The sequence below is a fragment of the Nocardioides albus genome (assembly GCF_014648255.1).
Lineage (GTDB): Bacteria > Actinomycetota > Actinomycetes > Propionibacteriales > Nocardioidaceae > Nocardioides > Nocardioides albus.
On sequence record NZ_BMQT01000004.1, the window covers coordinates 308,079 to 325,027 of the forward strand.

Annotated in this window: 17 protein-coding genes; 7 read left to right on the top strand and 10 right to left on the bottom strand. The window is 69.8% G+C overall.

Annotation, left to right across the window (positions count from 1 at the left end):
• Window positions 1-6 precede the first annotated feature (6 nt).
• Window positions 7-1,461, bottom strand: a complete 1,455-nt coding sequence (locus IEY84_RS10335; RefSeq protein ID WP_183542740.1) for a dihydrolipoyl dehydrogenase family protein — start codon at window positions 1,459-1,461, stop codon at window positions 7-9.
• A gap of 625 nt (window positions 1,462-2,086) precedes the next feature.
• On the opposite strand from IEY84_RS10335, the gene IEY84_RS10340 reads away from it, so the two are divergent.
• Window positions 2,087-3,328, top strand: coding sequence for an HNH endonuclease signature motif containing protein (locus IEY84_RS10340; RefSeq protein ID WP_183542742.1), 1,242 nt, complete (start codon window positions 2,087-2,089; stop codon window positions 3,326-3,328).
• 79 nt (window positions 3,329-3,407) lie between these two features.
• On the opposite strand, the gene IEY84_RS10345 is transcribed toward IEY84_RS10340, so the two are convergent.
• The 6 genes from IEY84_RS10345 to IEY84_RS10370 all read right to left on the bottom strand — a co-directional run bounded on the left by IEY84_RS10345 (window position 3,408) and on the right by IEY84_RS10370 (window position 8,426).
• On the bottom strand, window positions 3,408-4,340 hold the full coding sequence (locus IEY84_RS10345; RefSeq protein WP_183542744.1) for an ABC transporter substrate-binding protein: 933 nt from the start codon (window positions 4,338-4,340) through the stop codon (window positions 3,408-3,410).
• Between the two features lie 28 nt (window positions 4,341-4,368).
• Window positions 4,369-5,082 (bottom strand): ABC transporter permease, encoded by a 714-nt coding sequence (locus tag IEY84_RS10350; RefSeq protein ID WP_183542745.1) that lies wholly within the window; start codon window positions 5,080-5,082, stop codon window positions 4,369-4,371.
• Window positions 5,079-5,735: an ABC transporter permease gene (locus IEY84_RS10355; protein ID WP_183542747.1), complete on the bottom strand. Its 657-nt coding sequence runs from the start codon at window positions 5,733-5,735 to the stop codon at window positions 5,079-5,081. The genes IEY84_RS10350 and IEY84_RS10355 overlap by 4 nt, the downstream gene beginning before the upstream one ends.
• Window positions 5,732-6,793 carry an ABC transporter ATP-binding protein gene (locus tag IEY84_RS10360; protein ID WP_183542749.1) on the bottom strand — a complete coding sequence of 354 codons (1,062 nt, stop codon included), beginning with the start codon at window positions 6,791-6,793 and terminating at the stop codon, window positions 5,732-5,734. The genes IEY84_RS10355 and IEY84_RS10360 overlap by 4 nt, the downstream gene beginning before the upstream one ends.
• A gap of 203 nt (window positions 6,794-6,996) precedes the next feature.
• A complete protein-coding gene (locus IEY84_RS10365; RefSeq protein WP_183542751.1) occupies window positions 6,997-7,530 on the bottom strand; it encodes a cysteine dioxygenase in 534 nt (177 codons plus the stop codon).
• On the bottom strand, window positions 7,527-8,426 hold the full coding sequence (locus IEY84_RS10370) for an amidohydrolase family protein (protein WP_183542753.1): 900 nt from the start codon (window positions 8,424-8,426) through the stop codon (window positions 7,527-7,529). The genes IEY84_RS10365 and IEY84_RS10370 overlap by 4 nt, the downstream gene beginning before the upstream one ends.
• A gap of 65 nt (window positions 8,427-8,491) precedes the next feature.
• On the opposite strand from IEY84_RS10370, the gene curA reads away from it, so the two are divergent.
• Window positions 8,492-9,508 (top strand): NADPH-dependent curcumin/dihydrocurcumin reductase, encoded by a 1,017-nt coding sequence (curA, locus tag IEY84_RS10375; protein ID WP_183542755.1) that lies wholly within the window; start codon window positions 8,492-8,494, stop codon window positions 9,506-9,508.
• On the opposite strand, the gene IEY84_RS26910 is transcribed toward curA, so the two are convergent.
• Window positions 9,509-10,918, bottom strand: a complete 1,410-nt coding sequence (locus tag IEY84_RS26910; protein WP_183542758.1) for a lytic transglycosylase domain-containing protein — start codon at window positions 10,916-10,918, stop codon at window positions 9,509-9,511.
• A 195-nt stretch (window positions 10,919-11,113) separates the two neighbouring features.
• Between IEY84_RS26910 and IEY84_RS10385 the strand changes: the two genes are divergently transcribed.
• The 5 genes from IEY84_RS10385 (at window position 11,114) to IEY84_RS10405 (ending at window position 14,913) form a co-directional block, all read left to right on the top strand.
• Window positions 11,114-11,884, top strand: a complete 771-nt coding sequence (locus IEY84_RS10385; protein ID WP_183542760.1) for a hypothetical protein — start codon at window positions 11,114-11,116, stop codon at window positions 11,882-11,884.
• Window positions 11,881-12,609, top strand: a complete 729-nt coding sequence (locus IEY84_RS10390; protein WP_183542762.1) for an SDR family oxidoreductase — start codon at window positions 11,881-11,883, stop codon at window positions 12,607-12,609. The genes IEY84_RS10385 and IEY84_RS10390 overlap by 4 nt, the downstream gene beginning before the upstream one ends.
• A 47-nt stretch (window positions 12,610-12,656) precedes the next feature.
• On the top strand, window positions 12,657-13,037 hold the full coding sequence (locus IEY84_RS10395) for a DoxX family protein (RefSeq protein WP_183542764.1): 381 nt from the start codon (window positions 12,657-12,659) through the stop codon (window positions 13,035-13,037).
• Between the two features lie 54 nt (window positions 13,038-13,091).
• Window positions 13,092-13,862, top strand: coding sequence for a glycerophosphodiester phosphodiesterase (locus IEY84_RS10400; RefSeq protein WP_229788575.1), 771 nt, complete (start codon window positions 13,092-13,094; stop codon window positions 13,860-13,862).
• Window positions 13,863-13,974: 112 nt separating this feature from the next.
• A complete protein-coding gene (locus tag IEY84_RS10405) occupies window positions 13,975-14,913 on the top strand; it encodes a DUF5926 family protein (protein ID WP_183542768.1) in 939 nt (312 codons plus the stop codon).
• Window positions 14,914-15,046: 133 nt separating this feature from the next.
• On the opposite strand, the gene IEY84_RS10410 is transcribed toward IEY84_RS10405, so the two are convergent.
• Complete coding sequence (locus tag IEY84_RS10410) at window positions 15,047-15,919, bottom strand: AraC family transcriptional regulator (RefSeq protein ID WP_183542769.1); 873 nt, start codon at window positions 15,917-15,919, stop codon at window positions 15,047-15,049.
• Between the two features lie 68 nt (window positions 15,920-15,987).
• Complete coding sequence (locus IEY84_RS10415; protein WP_183542771.1) at window positions 15,988-16,926, bottom strand: adenylate/guanylate cyclase domain-containing protein; 939 nt, start codon at window positions 16,924-16,926, stop codon at window positions 15,988-15,990.
• Window positions 16,927-16,949 lie beyond the last annotated feature (23 nt).

The window sequence follows — 16,949 nt, forward strand, 5'->3', positions numbered from 1 at the left end:
CCCGCTCTATCGGTCCCGGCCGGCGCTCTCCAGCAGGCGGAGCCAGATCTCGCTGATGGTCGGGTAGGCGGGGACGGCGTGCCAGAGGCGGTCCAACGGGACCTCGCCGACGATCGCGATCGTGGCCGCGTGCAGGAGCTCGGAGATGTCGGGTCCGACGGCGGTGAAGCCGACGAGGACCTTGCGCTGCTCGTCGATGACCATCCGCGCCTGGCCGCGGTAACCGTCCGCATGTAGCGATGCGCCCGCGACCGAGCCGAGGTCGTAGTCGACCACACCGACCTCGATGCCGGCCTTCTCGGCCGACGCGGCGGAGTGGCCCACGGCGACGACCTCGGGATCGGTGAAGATCACCTGGGTGACGGCGCGCTCGTCGGCGGTGGCGGCGTGCCGCCCCCAGGCGCTCAGGTCGGGTTCCTGGCCGCTGGCCCGTGCCGCGATCAGGTCGCCAAGGGCACGGGCCTGGTATTTCCCGTGATGGGTCAGCAGCGCTCGGTGGTTGACGTCGCCGGCTGCGTAGAGCCACCCGTCCTCGAGCTGACCGCTGTCGTCGACCACGGCCAGGGCGTCATCGACCTTCAACCAGCTGCCGGGCTCGAGACCGACGTGCTCCAGGCCGAGATCCTTGGTGTTCGGGGTGCGGCCGGTGGCGACGAGCACCTCGTCCGCGGTCACCTCGGTGCCGTTGGAGAGCGTCAGGTGCACCTCGCCGGCGTCGTCGCGGCGGGCTTCGGCTGCGTCGAGGTCCAGATGAAGCGTGACTCCGTACGTCCGCAGCGCATCGGCTACCTGCTCGCCTGCGAACTCCTCGACGCTCGGCAGGAGCCGGGTGCGCGAGACGAGGGTGACCTGCGACCCGAGAGCGCTGAACGCGGTCGCCATCTCGACGCCGACGACACCGCCGCCGATGATCGCCAGGCGACCAGGGACGGACGTGGCGGCAGCGGCCTCGCGGTTCGTCCAGGGCGAGGCATCTGCCAGCCCCGGGATCGGCGGGACGAGGGCAGAGCTGCCGGTGGCGACGACCACGGCATGGCGTGCCTGAAGGTCCGTGGTCGTGCCGTCGGAGGCGGTGACCGTGACGGCGCGGGGGCCGGTGATCCGCCCATGCCCGCGGACGAGTGTGATCCCGGCGCCGGTCAGCCACTCGACCTGGCCGGCATCCTTCCAGCTGGACGTGAACTGGTCGCGTCGGGCGAACACGGCCGCAGGGTCGAGCGTGCCCGTGACCGCACCGCCGGCGGCCGGTAGCGCCTTGGCGGCACGCAGCGCAGCAGCGTCCCGAAGCAGTGCCTTCGTCGGCATGCATGCCCAGTAGGAGCACTCGCCGCCGACCAGCTCGCTCTCGACGATGGCTGCGGTCAGACCGCCCTGCACCGCGCGGTCGGCGACGTTCTCCCCGGTCGGGCCGGCGCCGATGATGATGACGTCGACGGTGAGGTTCTTGCTGGTGCTCGTCATGTCAGTCGACCCTACCTGCGTGCAGGACATGGCACAGGCCGATGAGGCCACCCGGCCGTGTGTAGAGGATGTGCGTCGAGTGGCCCGTCAGGACGAGCCGACTCGGCGCGGATCGGGGTTGTGGGTGCGTGTGAGGGGGCTGGGAGGGGCTGGGGGCGCCGCTCGCTGCCGCCTGCCGTGTGGGTCGGCTGGATGTGTGTCCGTTGGTCTCGTGTCTGGGTTCCAGCACGGGTGGGGCCAATACGTTGTCTGGGTTGGGAGATTGAAAGACAGGGTGCCTGGGCTGGGTGCCATGTGGCTGTCTTGCGGGCTTCCAGCAGCGATCTGGTTTTCGCTGGGATACCTGTCCCTGACCGGGTTTTCGATCGATTTCGCTAGATTCAGTCTGCTGTGCATGATATTCTCAGCGCAGGCGTAAACGTGATGGCCGACCACCTCGAACTGAGGCGTGCTCCTATCGTCCGAGACACAACGGACGGGGAGTAATCCAGGGGATCCAGGGGCGTGACCGCCGAGCTGTGAGGGTAAGTAATAGCCCGTGTGTGGCGGGCCTCCGGGACCAGCGAACCAGAACGCATCCGCGTGTGCGGGTGTGAAGAGTTCGTACGTCGGGAGGTGACCATCGATGACCACACTGCAGCAGCCACAGCATCCTGTGCTGGGCACTGTGGTCGCGATCACCGCCGCGCTGGGGCAGGTAGCGGACGCGAACCCTACGTTCATGGCCACCGACCAGAAGGCCGCGGCTCTTCTTGAGATCGCCCGGGCGAAGGCCCAGTTGGCTGAGCTCGAGCTACGGGTGATCGCTGCCGCTGAGGACGTTGTCGCCGACGATGGCGCGCGGGACGTGGCGGCCTGGTTGCATCACCACACCCACCAACGCCCCGAGGACCTGCGCGCCGACCTACGGCTCGCAACAGCGTTGGATCGGACCTACCACCTGGTTGCGGCAGCGATGCGCGCAGGTGAATGCAACCCAGCCCAAGCCACCGTGATCGTCGCTGCCCTCGACGAACTGCCGGCCGATCTCGACCGCGAGGTTCGCGCGAAGGCTGAAGAGGCCCTGGTCGGCTATGCCACCGAGCTCGGCCCGGCCCGGCTGCGGCGCCTCGGTCGCCGGATCCTGGACGTGATCGCCCCCGAGATCGCTGAGGCCGAAGAGGCCAAACGGCTTGCGGCCGAGGAGGCCCACGCGCGGAAGAAGACCCGGCTGACCATGCGGCGTCTCGGGGACGGCACCACCCGGATCTCGGCGGTCGTCCCGGACGCGGCCGCGGACCGGCTCGCGACCAACCTGGAAGCCTTCGCCTCACCCCGGCGCGATGACGGGACCCGGACCGAGACCGGAGACTACCTCCCCTACGACCGACGGCTGGGTCGCGCGTTCTGCCAGCTGCTCGAGACCCTGGACCCTGCCCGGTTGCCGATCCATGGCGGGGAGGCCACCACCATGATCGTGACCATCGACCTCGACCAGCTCCGCACCGAGGCCGGGATCGGCCAGATCGTGGGCGGCAGCCCGATCACCGCAGCCGAAGCCCGACGGCTGGCCTGCACCGCCAACATCATCCCCGCCGTCCTCGGCGGCGCCTCCGAGGTCCTCGATCTTGGCCGGATGCAACGCTTCTTCACCGCCGCCCAGCGCCGCGCCCTGCTCCTACGCTCGGCGACGTGCGAGGCCGAAGGGTGTGACATACCCGGAACCTGGGCTGAGGCCCACCACTGGCTCGCCTGGGCCCAAGGAGGGGCGACCGACATCGACAACGCCGCACTGCTCTGCTCCCATCACCACCACCGCGCCCACGACACCGCCTACGTCCACGAGCGCCTCCCCAACGGCGACATCCGTTTCACCAGACGCAGATAGGCCGATCGAGCACAGCCAGCATCGCAGTCGACTTCGACGGCCGCGACGGGACCGCGCACTGCTGACCCGTCGCGCGCCTTCACCCGATGCCGTTGTCGGCCAGGAACTCCTCGGCGACTGTGGCGGGGTCGGCCTTGTCGACCTGCACCTTGGCGAGCGCGTCGGCGAGGTTGTCGGTGGTCAGCGCCTCGGAGACGGAGTTGAGGGCGGTCTCGGCGTCGTCGGTGAGGACCTCGGAACGGATCAGCGGCACCACGTTCTGGGCGAGGAAGAGGTTCTTCGGATCTTCCAGGACCACCCAGTCGTTGGTCGGGATCGCCGAGTCCGTGGTGAAGACGTTGGCGACGTCGACGTCACCCTTCTTCAGCGCCGCGATGGTCAGCGGGCCGCCGGGGTCGGTCGGGGTGAGCTCCTTGAAGGTGACGCCGTAGGACTTCTCCAGACCGGGCACGCCCTGGGCACGTTTCTTGAACTCCGGGCTGGCGCCGAGAGTGAGGTCCTTGGCGACGGGTGCGAGGTCCTCGATGCTGGTCAGGGAGTACTTCTCGGCCGTCTCCTTGGTGACCGTCAACGAGTCCTTGTCCTCGGCGGCAGACTGCGGAAGCGTCTGGCTGCCTTCCGGGAGAACGTCCTGGAGGGCGGTGTAGACGTCCTCGGGCGCGGAGACGCCCTCGGGCATGTTGCCCTCGGTCAGGTAGGAGAGCAGACCGCCGTTGTACTCGGGCAGCAGGTCGATGTCACCGCCCTTGAAGGCCTCCATGTAGACCTCGCGCGAGCCGATGTTGGGCTTGGTCTCGACCTCGACGCCCTCGGCCTCGAGAGCCTGGGCGTACATCTCCATCAACAGCTCGCTCTCCGGGAAGTTGGCAGAGCCGACGACGATCGTGCCGCCGTCCGACTCGGAGCCGGAGCCGGAGTCGGAGTCGAGCGGGTCGCCGCCACAGGCGGTCAGGGTGCCTGCCACGGCGATCGTCGCGAACAGGTACGCAGTGGTGCGGGTTCGGCGGGACATCGGGATACCTCTCGGTTTGCGGGACTGTTCAGCCTGCGGGTTCGGGGTTGGGCTCGGGGTGGACGGTGGTCGGGCGGTTGCCGGCGCTGCGGGCGCCGACGCCCGGTGAGACGAGTAGACGCTGTGTCCCCGCGAGCGCGAGGTCGACCACGACAGCGAGCGCGGCGATCACGATCGCGCCGGCCACCACCTGGTCGTACTCGAGCGTCGCCAGCCCGTCGAAGAGATAGCGGCCGAGGCCGCCGAGACCGGCGTACGCAGCGATGGTCGCGGTCGAGATCACCTGGAGGGTGGCGTTGCGCAGCCCGCCGACGATGATCGGCAGCGCGATCGGGACCTCGACGCGCCAGGCGATCTGGGGCTCGGTCATGCCGACGCCGCGCGCCGCGTCGACGGTCTCGTCGGCGACGGATCGGATCCCGGCGTACGTGGTGGCGAGGATGGGCGGGATCGCGAGCACGACCAGGGCGATCGTGACCGGGACCAGGCCGATCCCGACGACTGCGAGCGCCAGCATGAGGACGCCCAGGGTCGGCAGCGCGCGCCCGGCGTTGCCCAGGTTGATGGCCAGCAGCGCACCACGCCCGGTATGGCCGATCAGGAGGCCGATCGGGAACGCGATCACGGCAGCGATCAGCAGGGCGAGTGCGGTGTAGCCGAGGTGCTCGAGGATGCGCTGGGGAAACCCCTCAGGGTTGGTCAGCGACCAGTTCGCGGCGTCGAGCAGGTAGTCGAGACTCATCGCGCCCCCGCTCTCGCCCAGGGGGTCAGCCGGCGTTGGACCGCGACGATGAGGAGGTCGGCGACGACCGCGAGCGCGACCGAGAGGACCAGCCCGATGACGATCGGCGGCAGGTAGAAGCCGAGCTGGAATCCTCGCGTGAACAGCTGGCCGAGACCGCCGATGCCGATCAGGGCAGCGACGCTGACCATGCTCACGTTGGCCACGGTCGCCACCCGCAGACCGGTCAGGATCACCGGCATCGCCAGCGGCAGCTGGACGGTGAACCAGCGGCGTACGGGCCGATAGCCCATCGCGGAGGCCGCCTGCAGAACGGTCGGGTCGACGGCGTCGAGCCCGTCCGCGGTCGTGCGGACGAGTAGCGCGAGCGAGTAGAGCGTGAGCGCGATGACCACGTTGATCGGGTCGAGGACGCTGGTGCCGAGAAGTCCCGGGAGGAGCAGGAGCAGCGCCAGCGACGGGACCGTGTAGATCACGCTGCCGGCGGTGAGCGCCACGTGGCGCACCGGGCCGTAGCGGTGGACCAGGGCACCCAGCGGCAGCGCGAGGACGAACGCGATCGCCACCGGCAGCAGGGCGAGCCAGATGTGCTGGACGAGTGCGGTCAGGACGTCGTCACCGTTGGTGACGAGGTAGCTCCAGACCTCGCTCACCGGGCCTCCTCGGCCATGGCCAGCGCGGCGAGCCGCTCCCGCTGCTGGGAACGTACGCTGCCGGCCAGGTCCTCGAGCAGGACCAGTCCGTCGGCACGGCCCTCTGCGTCGACCCGCACCGCGGCACCCGCGGGCGAGAGGATGACCAGGTCGGTGACCGTACGCAGGTTGGCACCGTCACGGAAGGTTCCCTCGGTCGGGAGGAGCCCGTCGGCACCTCGCCAGCCCAGCGGCCGACCGTCGGGGTCGACCTCGAGGGCGAGCCCGTCGACGCCGTGGTCGATGGACCTGAGCGTGATCTCGCTCCCGTCGGCGAACCCGAGGCCCCGGAAACCGCGGTCACGACCCACGAGCGAGGCGACGAAGTCGTCGGCCGGGGCAGCGAGGAGGTCGGCCGGTGGCGCGAACTGAGCCAGTCGGGCGCCCTGCGCGAAGACCGCCACCTCGTCCCCGAGCCGGATCGCCTCGTCGATGTCGTGGGTGACCAGGACGATCGTCTTGCCGAGCTCGCTCTGGAGCCTGAGCAGCTCCTGCTGGAGGTCGTCGCGCACGACCGGATCGACGGCGGAGAAGGGTTCGTCCATGAGGAGCACCGGAGGGTCGGCCGCGAGGGCGCGTGCGACACCGACGCGCTGCTGCTGGCCCCCGGAGAGCTGGGACGGGTAGCGCTCGCCGAGGTTGGCCGGGAGCCCGACGCGTTCGAGCAGCCCGAGGGCGCTCGTGCGTGCGTCCCGCCGGGTGACCCCCTGCAGGATCGGGACCGTGGCGACGTTGTCCAGGACCGTACGGTGCGGGAAGAGCCCGGCGCCCTGGATCACGTAGCCGATCTCGCGTCGCAGCTCCGCCTCAGGGCGGCCGGTGACGTCGTCGCCGTCGATCAGGACCCGACCCGAGGTCGGCTCGATCATCCGGTTGATCATCCGCAGCGCGGTCGTCTTGCCGCATCCCGAAGGCCCGACGAAGACGGTGATTTTCCCGGTCCCGACCTTCAAGGAGAGGTCTTCCACCGCAACGGTGCCGTCCGGATAGCGCTTGGTCACGCTCTCGAACTCGATCACAGCCACCGCTCCTGTCTGTCGTTCTCCACCTGCGGACGCCGTTGCGCAAGATCTTCAGCCTGCCAGATCGCTGGACGGAACCGAAGGAATTAAGCGCACAGGCGAACGGAGTCTGCTGTCCCGGTCTCTGTTGGCGAATCTGCCACATCCGGCCCGTCCTGGCGGTGAACCAGGACCCCGGCGGCGCGATGTCGCGGCGTGGCTCAGTCCTCGAGCGGACGCAGCTCGTCGGCGTAGGAGACCGAGACGCGGCGCATCACGCCGTCGTCGCTGATCGCGTACTGCCCCATCCGCCACAGCGGCGGTGAGTACGCGTGGATCGAGACCGAGCCGTCGACCGCACCGCTCATCCGGTGGATGTGGTCGGGTCCGAACCCGAAGCTGCGACCCGAGCCGATCTCCCGTTGCACGGGCTCGCCGCCGAACCTCGGCTGCTGCTCGTAGACCGCTCCGTGGGTCACCGCGACCGCGCCCGAGGAGATGTCGTGGTCGTGCCAGCCGGTGTCGTCGACCGTGTTCCAGCACAGCAGCCAGACGTCGATGTCCTTGTCGCGGTAGAGCGAGGCGTAGTGGCGCCCGCCGGTGTCGTGGCGGACCAGGTGCGCCCACCGCTCGGGGTGTGCGGCGAGCTCGTCGACCCAGGCGCGCAGCTCGCCGGGAGCGAGCTGCCGTCCCGGTAGATCGGGCAGGTCCGCGTCGCTCAGTAGCGTGTCCACGGTCGGCTCGGTGATCGTCATCGGTCTCCTCCGGTGAGCAGGTGGTGCGGGTTGGCGACGAAGATCGCCCGGCTCAGGGCCTCGCCGAGGCCGGGATCGGTCGGCTCGGCGTACGGGCGGTCCGAGCCGTTCACGAGGGGGTCGACACCGACGACGCGTGACATCGCGTCGATCGCCTGGGTGCCGTAGGACGAGGTCTCGTAGTAGACATGCCGGTCGACGGCGCCGAGGTCACCGCCGCGCTGCCCGAGGCGCTCGTGATGAAGTGGCGCCAGACCGGCCAGGGCTACGAACGCGATCCGCAGGGTCGGCAGCAGTGACCGGCCGGCGACGTGCCAGGAGTGCCAGGCAGCGCTCTGCTGGGCGACGTACGAGGTCAGGGCGGGCCACCACCCGGGAACGGCGCCTGCGTGGCTGGCCGCGGTGCTCGCGGGGCCCGGGTGGACGAGGACGGGCAGGCCGGCCTGCTGGGCCGTCGTGAGCACCGGAGCGAGTGTTTCGAGCGCGGCCGGGGTCGCCAGCGCCGTCGCCGGGACCTGGAGGCCGTGGACGTGGTCGTGAGCCAGGGTCTTCGCGAGCTCGTCGAGGTCCGGGTCGACGAGCGCCGGCGCTGCCCACAGCCCGTACTCGGCGGGCAGGTCGTCGGCGAAGCCGTGCCAGGCGTCCAGCAGCGGGCGTGCCTCGTCCGCGGGGAGGGACTCGATCCCCAGCGGGCTGGAGAGGGACAGCAGTACGAGGCCGTCCTCCCGCGCCGCACGGCTGGTGAGGTCGTGATCTGCAGGGTCGACGGAGTAGGGCGGCTCTCCGTCGAGATGGAGCACCCAGCCGTCGAGACATGGAGCCTGCTTCCGGCGGCGCAGCTCCTCGACCAGCGCCGGCGGCCACAGGTGCTGGTGGACATCGACGGGACGCTTCATGGGCTAAGTCAATAAGATTAGTTGAGATTAAGCAAGCCTGCCCGCCCATGGGGCACCATGGCGGGATGACCGATACGAACACCCAGATCCTGCTCCGCGCCCGCCCGGTCGGCGAGCCCGCGGCCGAAGACTTCTCGATCGTCTCCTCCGAGGTGCCGACGCCCGGGGAGGGCGAGGTGCTGCTGCGTACGAAGTTCCTCTCGCTCGACCCCTACATGCGCGGCCGGATGAGCGACGCGCCGTCATACGCCGCACCGACGGCGCTGGGCGACGTGCTGCCCGGCGCGACGGTCGCCGAGGTGGTGGAGTCGCGCGACCCGTCGCGTGCCGTGGGCGATGTGGTCCTGGCGTACGGAGGCTGGCAGTCGTTCTCCGTCGCGCCGGCCGCGCACACCCGCCGGCTCGACCCGTCCGTCGCCCCGGTCTCGACCGCGCTGGGGGTCCTGGGGATGCCGGGGTTCACGGCGTACGCGGGGCTGACGCAGATCGGGCAGCCGAAGCCCGGCGAGACCGTCGTGGTGGCCGCCGCGACCGGCCCTGTGGGCGCCACGGTCGGGCAGATCGCGAAGATTCTCGGCTGCCGTGCTGTCGGGATCGCCGGCGGACCGGAGAAGGTCGCGCACCTGACCGAGCTCGGCTTCGACGCCGCGCTCGACCACCGCGCGCCCGACTTCAAGGACCAGCTGAAGGCGGCCGTGCCCGACGGGATCGACATCTACTTCGAGAACGTCGGCGGGCACGTGTGGAACGCGGTGCTGCCGCGGCTCAACAAGTTCGCCCGGGTGCCGGTCTGCGGGATCGTCGCCCACTACAACGACACCGCCGCGCCCGAGGGGCCCGACCGTGCGCCCGGGCTGATGCGGCACGTGCTCAACAAGTCCCTGCTGATCAGGGGCTTCATCCAGACCGAGTTCGTCCGTGACCACGAGGAGACCTTCCTCGCCGAAGCTGCCGGCTGGCTGGCCGACGGCAGGCTCCGCTACCGCGAGGACATCACTAAGGGTCTAGAGAACGCGCCTGCCGCGTTCAACCGGATGCTTCGGGGTCAGAACTTCGGTAAGACGGTGATCGAGGTCAGCTGATCATGAGGCCGGCGGGGCGGTCGCAGGATCCGTCTCGTCGGCACCATCGGTCGCGGTGTCCTCCGGCGGAGTGTCCTCCGGTGGAGTCTGCGCATCCTCGTCCTTCGGCTCTGGAAGGTCGTTGAAGGCTGGGTCTTCCGAGAGGGCGAGGGTGCGCAGGTGTTCCCTGATTGCCAAGTCCGTTGGCATCGTCGTCTCAGGTTCGAACTCGGCGATGCAGTTGGCGATCACGGCGTCGTAGGTGGCCGAGCCTGCCGTCACGAAGTCCTCTCCATACACGGCGATCGTTGCCGTCTTGCAAGGCTCCGCGAGGGTCGTAGTAGTCGCGGCATCGGGGGGCGGGGTGGGTGTCGGTGTCGGTGTAGGCGTGGGGGTCGGCTTCGTCGTTCCGTCTCCCGACCCGTCTGTGCCGGTGTCCGAGTCAGTGTCATCGGCGTCCGCGGGCTTGCTCGGAGCAGGTGCGGGGGTCGGAGTAGGCGCCGGAGGCTTAGGAGCGGCCTTGGGGGCGGACTTGGTCTCCGACTTCGGCGCCGGCGCGACGGTGTTCGGGGTGCGCGGGAGGGCGGACGCGTTGGGCCTCATCGAAGAGGGGGACCCGGCGTCGACGCTCGGCGCTCCGGGGAACTCCCCGGCGCGGTACTGGGCCGCGATCTTCAGCACGGCCTCGACGTACGTGTCGCTCTGGTTGTAGCGGTAGACGGCGGCGTTGGCACCGGAGCTGGTGCTGACGTCGTCGGTGCCGGCGCACAGGAACGCCGCCGTGGCGACGGCGGCGTCGTCGATGTCCTGCGGGTCGCGGCGGTTGTCGCCGTCGCCGTCGGCGCCCGCGAAGGTCCAGGTGGACGGGATGAACTGCATCGGGCCGACCGCGTGGTCGTAGACGGTGTCGTGGTCGTAGAGACCGTTGTCGGTGTCGCGGATCGCCGCGTAGTTGCCCGCGCCGTTGAGCTGCGGGCCGATGATCGCGGGGATGGCGAGGCCGTGCGAGTTGAGCGCGCTACCGCTGAAGCGGCCGTGGTTGCTCTCGACCATGCCGATCGCGGCGACCAGCGCCCAGTCGAGGCGGCAGGTGCCGTCGGCGGCGTTGAGCACGGTCGACGAGCGCTGGTACGCAGCCAGGGCCACCGGCGGGATCGACAGCTCCTCGGCGTTGGCGGCCAGCTTCACCGCGTCGGTCGGGGTCAGGTTCTTCACCCCGCCGAGGCCGCCGGAGATGCCCAGCGGGTCCTGCAGAACTCCGGGGTCGGGGAGACCAGGCTGCTGATGACCGGTGTCGAGGTTGCTCTCGTTCGGGGCCAGGAACGCGAAGGCAGCGGTCAGCGCGACGGCGGCGACGGCCCTCGGCCCGAGGCTGGTCAGCGCCACGGTGCTGATGCTTCTGCCCGAGATCTTTCGGGATCGTTTGGTCACGCCGCTCTCACCTTCTTACACGCGTGGGGTACGTGTCTGCACCCCGAGCCTACCCAGGTATTGCAGTCCCGCACCCGGCAATATGAAATCCAGCCGTTGTGACGAAAGGACACCAACGTTGGGGAAACATGACGTTGGGTTGGTGTTCCCCTCGTCGCCACTCGGTCTCACCCTCCGGCTGTCACGCTGGAGGGCATGACTGAACGGACGCGTCTGTGGATGGTTCCGCTGGTCGCGGCCGCTGGTTGGGGCCTCGGTTTCCTCCCGCAGCTCGTCCAGCCGCAGCCGCTCCTGCTCGCCCCGATGGTCGCCGAGCTGGTCTCGTTCACGCTGCTCGCCGCGGCGCTCGGTGGGCTCGCGGCCGGGCTGCGTCCGGACCGTCGGCTGCTCAGTGCCGCGCTCGCGGGAGCAGGTGTCGTGGGTGCGGCCTTCCTCGGTCTCACCCTCGCCGCAGGTCCGGCGGCGGCCGACCCGTCGATGGCGACTCATCTGACCATCGTCGCCGCGGTCACGACGGTTGCCGGCCTCGGCGCCGGTCTTGCCGCGGGCCTCGGCCCGTGCGTGCTGCGCGCGCCGATGCTGGCAGCACCGGCGGTCTGCGTACCACTGTGGCTCGACGGGATGCTCCCCGGCGAGCTGCCGTCGTCGGTCATCGACGCGCTGCTGGCGGTCGTGCTGGTGACAGTGCTGGTGACCTCGGTACGCCGCGCCGTCGATGTCGTCGCATGGGTGCCCGCCTGGATCCTCGGCTGGGCGATGCAGACCCTGTTGACGGTGCTGGTGGCCATCGGCGTACTCGTCCAGGAGGGCCGCTCGGTTGACGCCGGCCTGCTCTCCTCGCACCTGGTCTACTTCCACGAGCGCTGGAACGAGCCCGCGGTCCACTACCCCGTCGGATGGGCGCTGGCCGGCGTCCTGGCACTGGCGATGGTGGCGTGGCGGCTGCGTGGCACCCTTCGGGTGTGAAACGTACTCTCATCACCGGAGGCACCCGCGGAATCGGTGCCGCTATCGCTCATCGGCTGGCTGCCGACGGCCACTCGCTCGTGCTCGGATACCTGTCCGACGCCGAAGCGGCCACGTCGACCCGCGACGCAGTCGAGGCCCTCGGGGTCTCCTGTGAGGTCGTCCGGGCCGACATCACCACCGACGCCGGGATCGCCGAGCTCTTCGAGGCCGCCGGCCCGATCACGGGTGTGGTCAACAACGCCGGTGCGACCTACCGCTACGCATCCCTGGTCGAGACCCCTGCCGACGAGATCCGGAAGACGTACGCCGTCAACCTGGTCGGTCCCACGCTGGTCGCTCGGGCGGCGGTGTCGGCGCTCGCCGAGAACTGCGGCAGCGGTGGCGTCATCGTGAACATCTCCTCCGGCGCCGCGACGCTGGGGTCCCCGGGTGAGTACGTCCACTATGCCGCGGCAAAGGCCGGGATCGACGCGCTCACCAAGGGCCTCGGGCTGGAGGTCGCGGGCCAGGGGGTCCGGGTGGTCGCGGTCGCGCCCGGTCTCACCGAGACGGACATGCACGCCAACACCGGCGACCCCGGCCGAGTCGCGCGGATGGCACCCCAGATCCCGCTCGGCCGGGCATCCTCGCCCGGCGAGGTCGCGGAGGCGGTCGCCTGGCTGATGAGCGACAAGGCCGGATACGTCACCGCGACGACGCTGCGGGTGGCCGGCGGGCGGTGACGCCCTCCTGATGTCACAGCCGGGCGGCGTACATCGTCTTCGATGGCATGAACATCATCGTGTGGATCGTGACCATCTTTCTGGCCGTCGGCTTCCTCGCCGGCGGGCTGTCGATGCTGCTGCTGTCGAAGGAGAGGTTTCGCAACGCCTTCGAGGGGTGGCACTACGCCGAGGACTTCCCGGCGGGCTTCCTCAAGGTCATCGGCGTGATGAAGGTGCTGGCCGCCGCCGGACTGATCCTGCCGGCGGTGACCGGCACCGCCACCTGGCTGGTGCCGCTCGCCGCGCTCGGGCTGGTCCTGCTCATGACCGGCGCGACCACCACCCGCATCATCCGCAAGGAGTGGGGTTCCGCCGCCGGTGACCTGGTCTTCTGGTCGCTGGCGGCCTTCGTCACGGTCGGCCGTCTCGAGCTCGTTCCGTTCTAGCCGCTTCGCTCGTGTCGCGCGACGAGACTTTGCCGGATGGCCCACAATCTGCACATGAGGCCCCAGGTGGTCGCGCATCGCGGCGCCAGTCATGAGATCGCGGAGCACACCCTGGCTGCGTACGTCGCAGCCCTGGATGCGGGTGCGGACGCCTTGGAGTGCGACGTACGCCTGACGATGGACGGACATCTCGTCTGTGTCCACGACCGGCATCTGCGTCGCATCGGGGCGCGCGGGCTGGTCTCGGAGATGACGCTCGCCGAACTGCAGGCGATCGACTTCGCAGCCTGGAAGAACGGGTTCTGGGACGGGCAGGACGAGGCACCCGACCTGGACAAGCGCGGGGTGCTCACGCTCCATCGGCTGCTGCGGACCGTGCGGGACTACGACCGCCGCGTCGAGATGGCGATCGAGACCAAGCACCCGACGCGCTACGGCGGGCTGACCGAGGGTCGGCTCGTCGACGTGCTCAACGACTTCGGCTGGGCAGGCCCGGACAGCCCGGCGCGGGTGATGAGCTTCTCGTTCACCGCGCTGCAGCGCGTCGAGCGGCTGGCGCCGGGCGTACCTGTCGTCCAGCTCATCGACCGCGCGCCCAACTGGTCACTCCTGAAGCACACGATCGGCCCCGACTGGTGGCTCGGCGCCGGGATCGACATGCTCACCGCCCACCCCAAGCTCGCCCGTCGGTTGGCCTCGAAGGGCCGCAACCTTCACGTCTACACCGTGAACACCGAGGAGCAGCTCAAGCTCTGCCTCGACCTCGGGGTCAAGGCGGTCATCACCGACCGGCCGGGGTTCATGCTGGGGCTGCTCGGCGGCTGAGGCGCACATGTAACACGTCGTTCGTAGTACTACTCGCCCTATCCGATAGGGCGAGTAGTACTACGAACGACGTGTTACACGGAGCACGGCCCCGGCAGGTTAGGGTTTGGCCGTGGCCAAGAAGTCCCGAGTCAAGAACCGTCAGGCGGCTGCGGCCCCGACGGACGGTCCCAATCCGCGCGCGGCGTGCCCGTGCGGGTCCGGCAAGCGCTACAAGGCATGCCACGGTGCGGCCGGAGGTGCCTTCGTGGGACGCCCGTTCGAGGGGCTGCCCGGCGAGTGCGACCTGGTCGCGCTGCGTGAGCTGGTGCCGTCGGCGACGGTGTCGTTGACGGTGAAGGGCTACGAGTCGACCCCCGTCACACTGGGCACCCTGCTCCCCGGCGCTGCGCCGGCGATGTCGCGTGACTCGGGTGAGGTCTGGGCCGGGCTGCAGGTGCAGCACAACTACGGCGACGTGTCGCGCGACATCGCTGCCGCGCTGCTCCTGGCTCTCGAGGCGCGGGCTGCTGGTGAGTCCGGCGTCTTCGGCCTCACCACCGCGCCCGGAGACGGCCCGAGGCTGCAGGACCTGGTCACCAACTCGTCCCTGGACGTCACCGTCCACGAGGGATTCGACTGGTGGCTCGGCGACGTCGAGGACAAGGGTGACTTCGAGCACGCGCTCGAGCACGCCAACGAGTCGGTGCTGCCGACCGCGCGGCTGACCTCGGTCGAGGCTGCGTACTGGACCTCGGTCGGCGCCAAGGAGCACCTCCGCTGGGTGATGCCCGAGCCCGAGGACGCGCTCCTGACCGCGCTGGCCCGTCTGCACGTGGCCGGTGACGACGTGATCGTCCCCGACGCCCGTTTCGTCGGCATGTTCCGCGCCCACGGACTGCTCGCCCCCGTCTGGGACGTCCCGGTCGGCACCGGCGCCGAGGCGCTCGAGGAGCCGGCGGTGGCGTTCAAGAAGCTGCTCGACGAGACGCTGGCCGACGACTCCGAGATCACCCCCGAGGTGCGTTCGGCTCGCGCCGGGCTCGCCAACCGACAGGTGACCATCCGCTGACCCCGCTGGTTGAGCCCGCGAGCGCTAGCGAGCGGTGTCGAAACCAACACGGTCCTATCGAGCGCGGCGGGCCGTGTTGGTCTCGACACGGATTCGTTCGTACCTCACGAATCCGGCTCGACCAGCGTCGTGATTACTGCTCGACCGGCATCCAGAGCTCACAGGACGCGTACGTCTCGGTGAGCTCGAGGTAGCGCAGCACCGAAGGCCCCGGGCGGAGCCGCCACGGGTTCGACGGGAACCAGTCGGTCGCGGTCGCGGCCCAGAGGCGCTGCAGCGTCTCCGGGTGCGGGCCGCTGGAGGCGAAGACCGCCCAGGCGCCAGCGGGCACGGTGATGCTGTCGAGCCCGTCCGGCACCGACCCCGACGCCGTCATCGCGACGCCGTGCAGGTAGGTGATCATCGATCCCTCCGGCGCGTCGGGCGACGGGGACTCGGTGACGGCAAGGATGCCGCGCGGCTCGGTGTCGTTGAGCGACTTGAGCCGGACATGCTCCTCAGCCGGGAGAGAGGCGATGTGCGCCTGGATGTGCGGGTTCACGCCTTCATGGATCAGCGGGACCTTGGCAGCGTGGCCGACCAGTCGCAGCTCGGGCATGTCGTTGATGGTGACGTCCATCGGGGTGCTCCCTTCGACGCTCAGGCGGAACCTGAGCGTGGGTTGTGTACGTAGCGGACCACCGGATCGGCGTACGTCGGCCGGAGCCGAGCCGTGCACGGCACGGAACGCGCGCCCGAACGCCTCGGTCGAGCCGTAGCCGTAGCGCACCGCGACCTCCAGGAGGTCGGGGGCGCCGGCGATCAGGTCGGCGGCGGCCAGGGTCATCCGGCGGCGGCGTACGTACTCCGACAGCGGCATCCCGGCCAGGGCCGAGAACATCCGCCGCAGGTGGTATTCCGTGGTGCCGTGGTCGCGAGCGACCCGAGCCACGTCCACCTCGCCGGCGAGGCCGTTGCCGACCTCGGCCTCGACCAGGTCGACCAGGGTGTTGAGCGTGCCGATCATGTGATCCTCCTTTCGCCATCAAGCCTGGCGCGGGAGCACCTCGCCGGGCCCGACTACTCTGGCCCGATTCAGTCGGATCGGGAGCGCAGCCGGAACGCCTGCAGGCGCGAGTAGCCCTTCACGCTCGTACGCCGCATCTTCTCGACCCGGAAGCCGTCGACGTCCTCGAGCGCGGCCGCGGCGTTCTCGTCGATGACCACCGACGAGGGCCGGGCAAGGGTCGTGAGCCGGGCGGCGATGTTGACCGTCGGACCGAAGACGTCGCCGAGCCTGAGCACGACGTCACCATACGATATCCCGGCTCTGACGTGCGGAAACGGACTGTCGCGATCGTCGCCCAGCGAGGCGAGCTCCAGCGCCGTCCGGGCCGCGGCCGAGACGTCCTCGAAGGTGAAGAACACCCCGTCACCCAGGTATTTGATGACCCGCCCACCGTGCTCGACGACGACGTCGGAGCAGGTGTCCTCGAACGCCTCGACCCAGTCGACGAGCTCCTTGTCGGTGAGTCGTTTGGAGCGGGCGGTGTAGCCGACGATGTCGAGGAACCCGACCGCCAACGGCACCGCGGACGCGTCGGCGACGGTGAGCATCCGCCGCGCGGCGCTGACCAGATGTCGACGCCAGACGTAGTCCTGCAGCGACTCGACGATCGGCAGCACCTGCGCGCTCAGCGCGACCAAATCCTCGACCTCGTCGCCGCCGCGCTCGCGGGCCACCTCGGCCAGCAGCGAGGTCTGCCACTCGGCCAGGCGCGCGTAGGAGCGTCCCCAGGTCCGGACGAGCGCCGCCTGCCGGTCCTCGCTGAGGACACCGAGGCGGATGAGCTCCTGCGTCATCCGCAACGCCTCGACGTCGGACTCGGTGAAGGCGATCTCGTCCTCGCCCGCATGGGGGAAGCCGAGGTGGTGCCACAGGTCCTCGGTGACCTCCATGGGTACGCCAGCAGCAGCCGCGACCTCGGTGCGGGTCAGCGTGGGTGTCTGGCCGAGGACGAACGCCTCGACCACGGCGAGTGCCTCGGTCAGCTCGA

Bases quoted from the DNA above. Each gene is read 5' to 3' on its own strand.
- IEY84_RS10335 (WP_183542740.1), bottom strand. From the start codon at position 1,461: ATGACGAGCACCAGCAAGAACCTCACCGTCGACGTCATCATCATCGGC.
- IEY84_RS10340 (WP_183542742.1), top strand. From the start codon at position 2,087: ATGACCACACTGCAGCAGCCACAGCATCCTGTGCTGGGCACTGTGGTC.
- IEY84_RS10345 (WP_183542744.1), bottom strand. From the start codon at position 4,340: ATGTCCCGCCGAACCCGCACCACTGCGTACCTGTTCGCGACGATCGCC.
- IEY84_RS10350 (WP_183542745.1), bottom strand. From the start codon at position 5,082: ATGAGTCTCGACTACCTGCTCGACGCCGCGAACTGGTCGCTGACCAAC.
- IEY84_RS10365 (WP_183542751.1), bottom strand. From the start codon at position 7,530: ATGACGATCACCGAGCCGACCGTGGACACGCTACTGAGCGACGCGGAC.
- IEY84_RS10370 (WP_183542753.1), bottom strand. From the start codon at position 8,426: ATGAAGCGTCCCGTCGATGTCCACCAGCACCTGTGGCCGCCGGCGCTG.
- curA (WP_183542755.1), top strand. From the start codon at position 8,492: ATGACCGATACGAACACCCAGATCCTGCTCCGCGCCCGCCCGGTCGGC.
- IEY84_RS10385 (WP_183542760.1), top strand. From the start codon at position 11,114: ATGACTGAACGGACGCGTCTGTGGATGGTTCCGCTGGTCGCGGCCGCT.
- IEY84_RS10395 (WP_183542764.1), top strand. From the start codon at position 12,657: ATGAACATCATCGTGTGGATCGTGACCATCTTTCTGGCCGTCGGCTTC.
- IEY84_RS10400 (WP_229788575.1), top strand. From the start codon at position 13,092: ATGAGGCCCCAGGTGGTCGCGCATCGCGGCGCCAGTCATGAGATCGCG.
- IEY84_RS10410 (WP_183542769.1), bottom strand. From the start codon at position 15,919: ATGATCGGCACGCTCAACACCCTGGTCGACCTGGTCGAGGCCGAGGTC.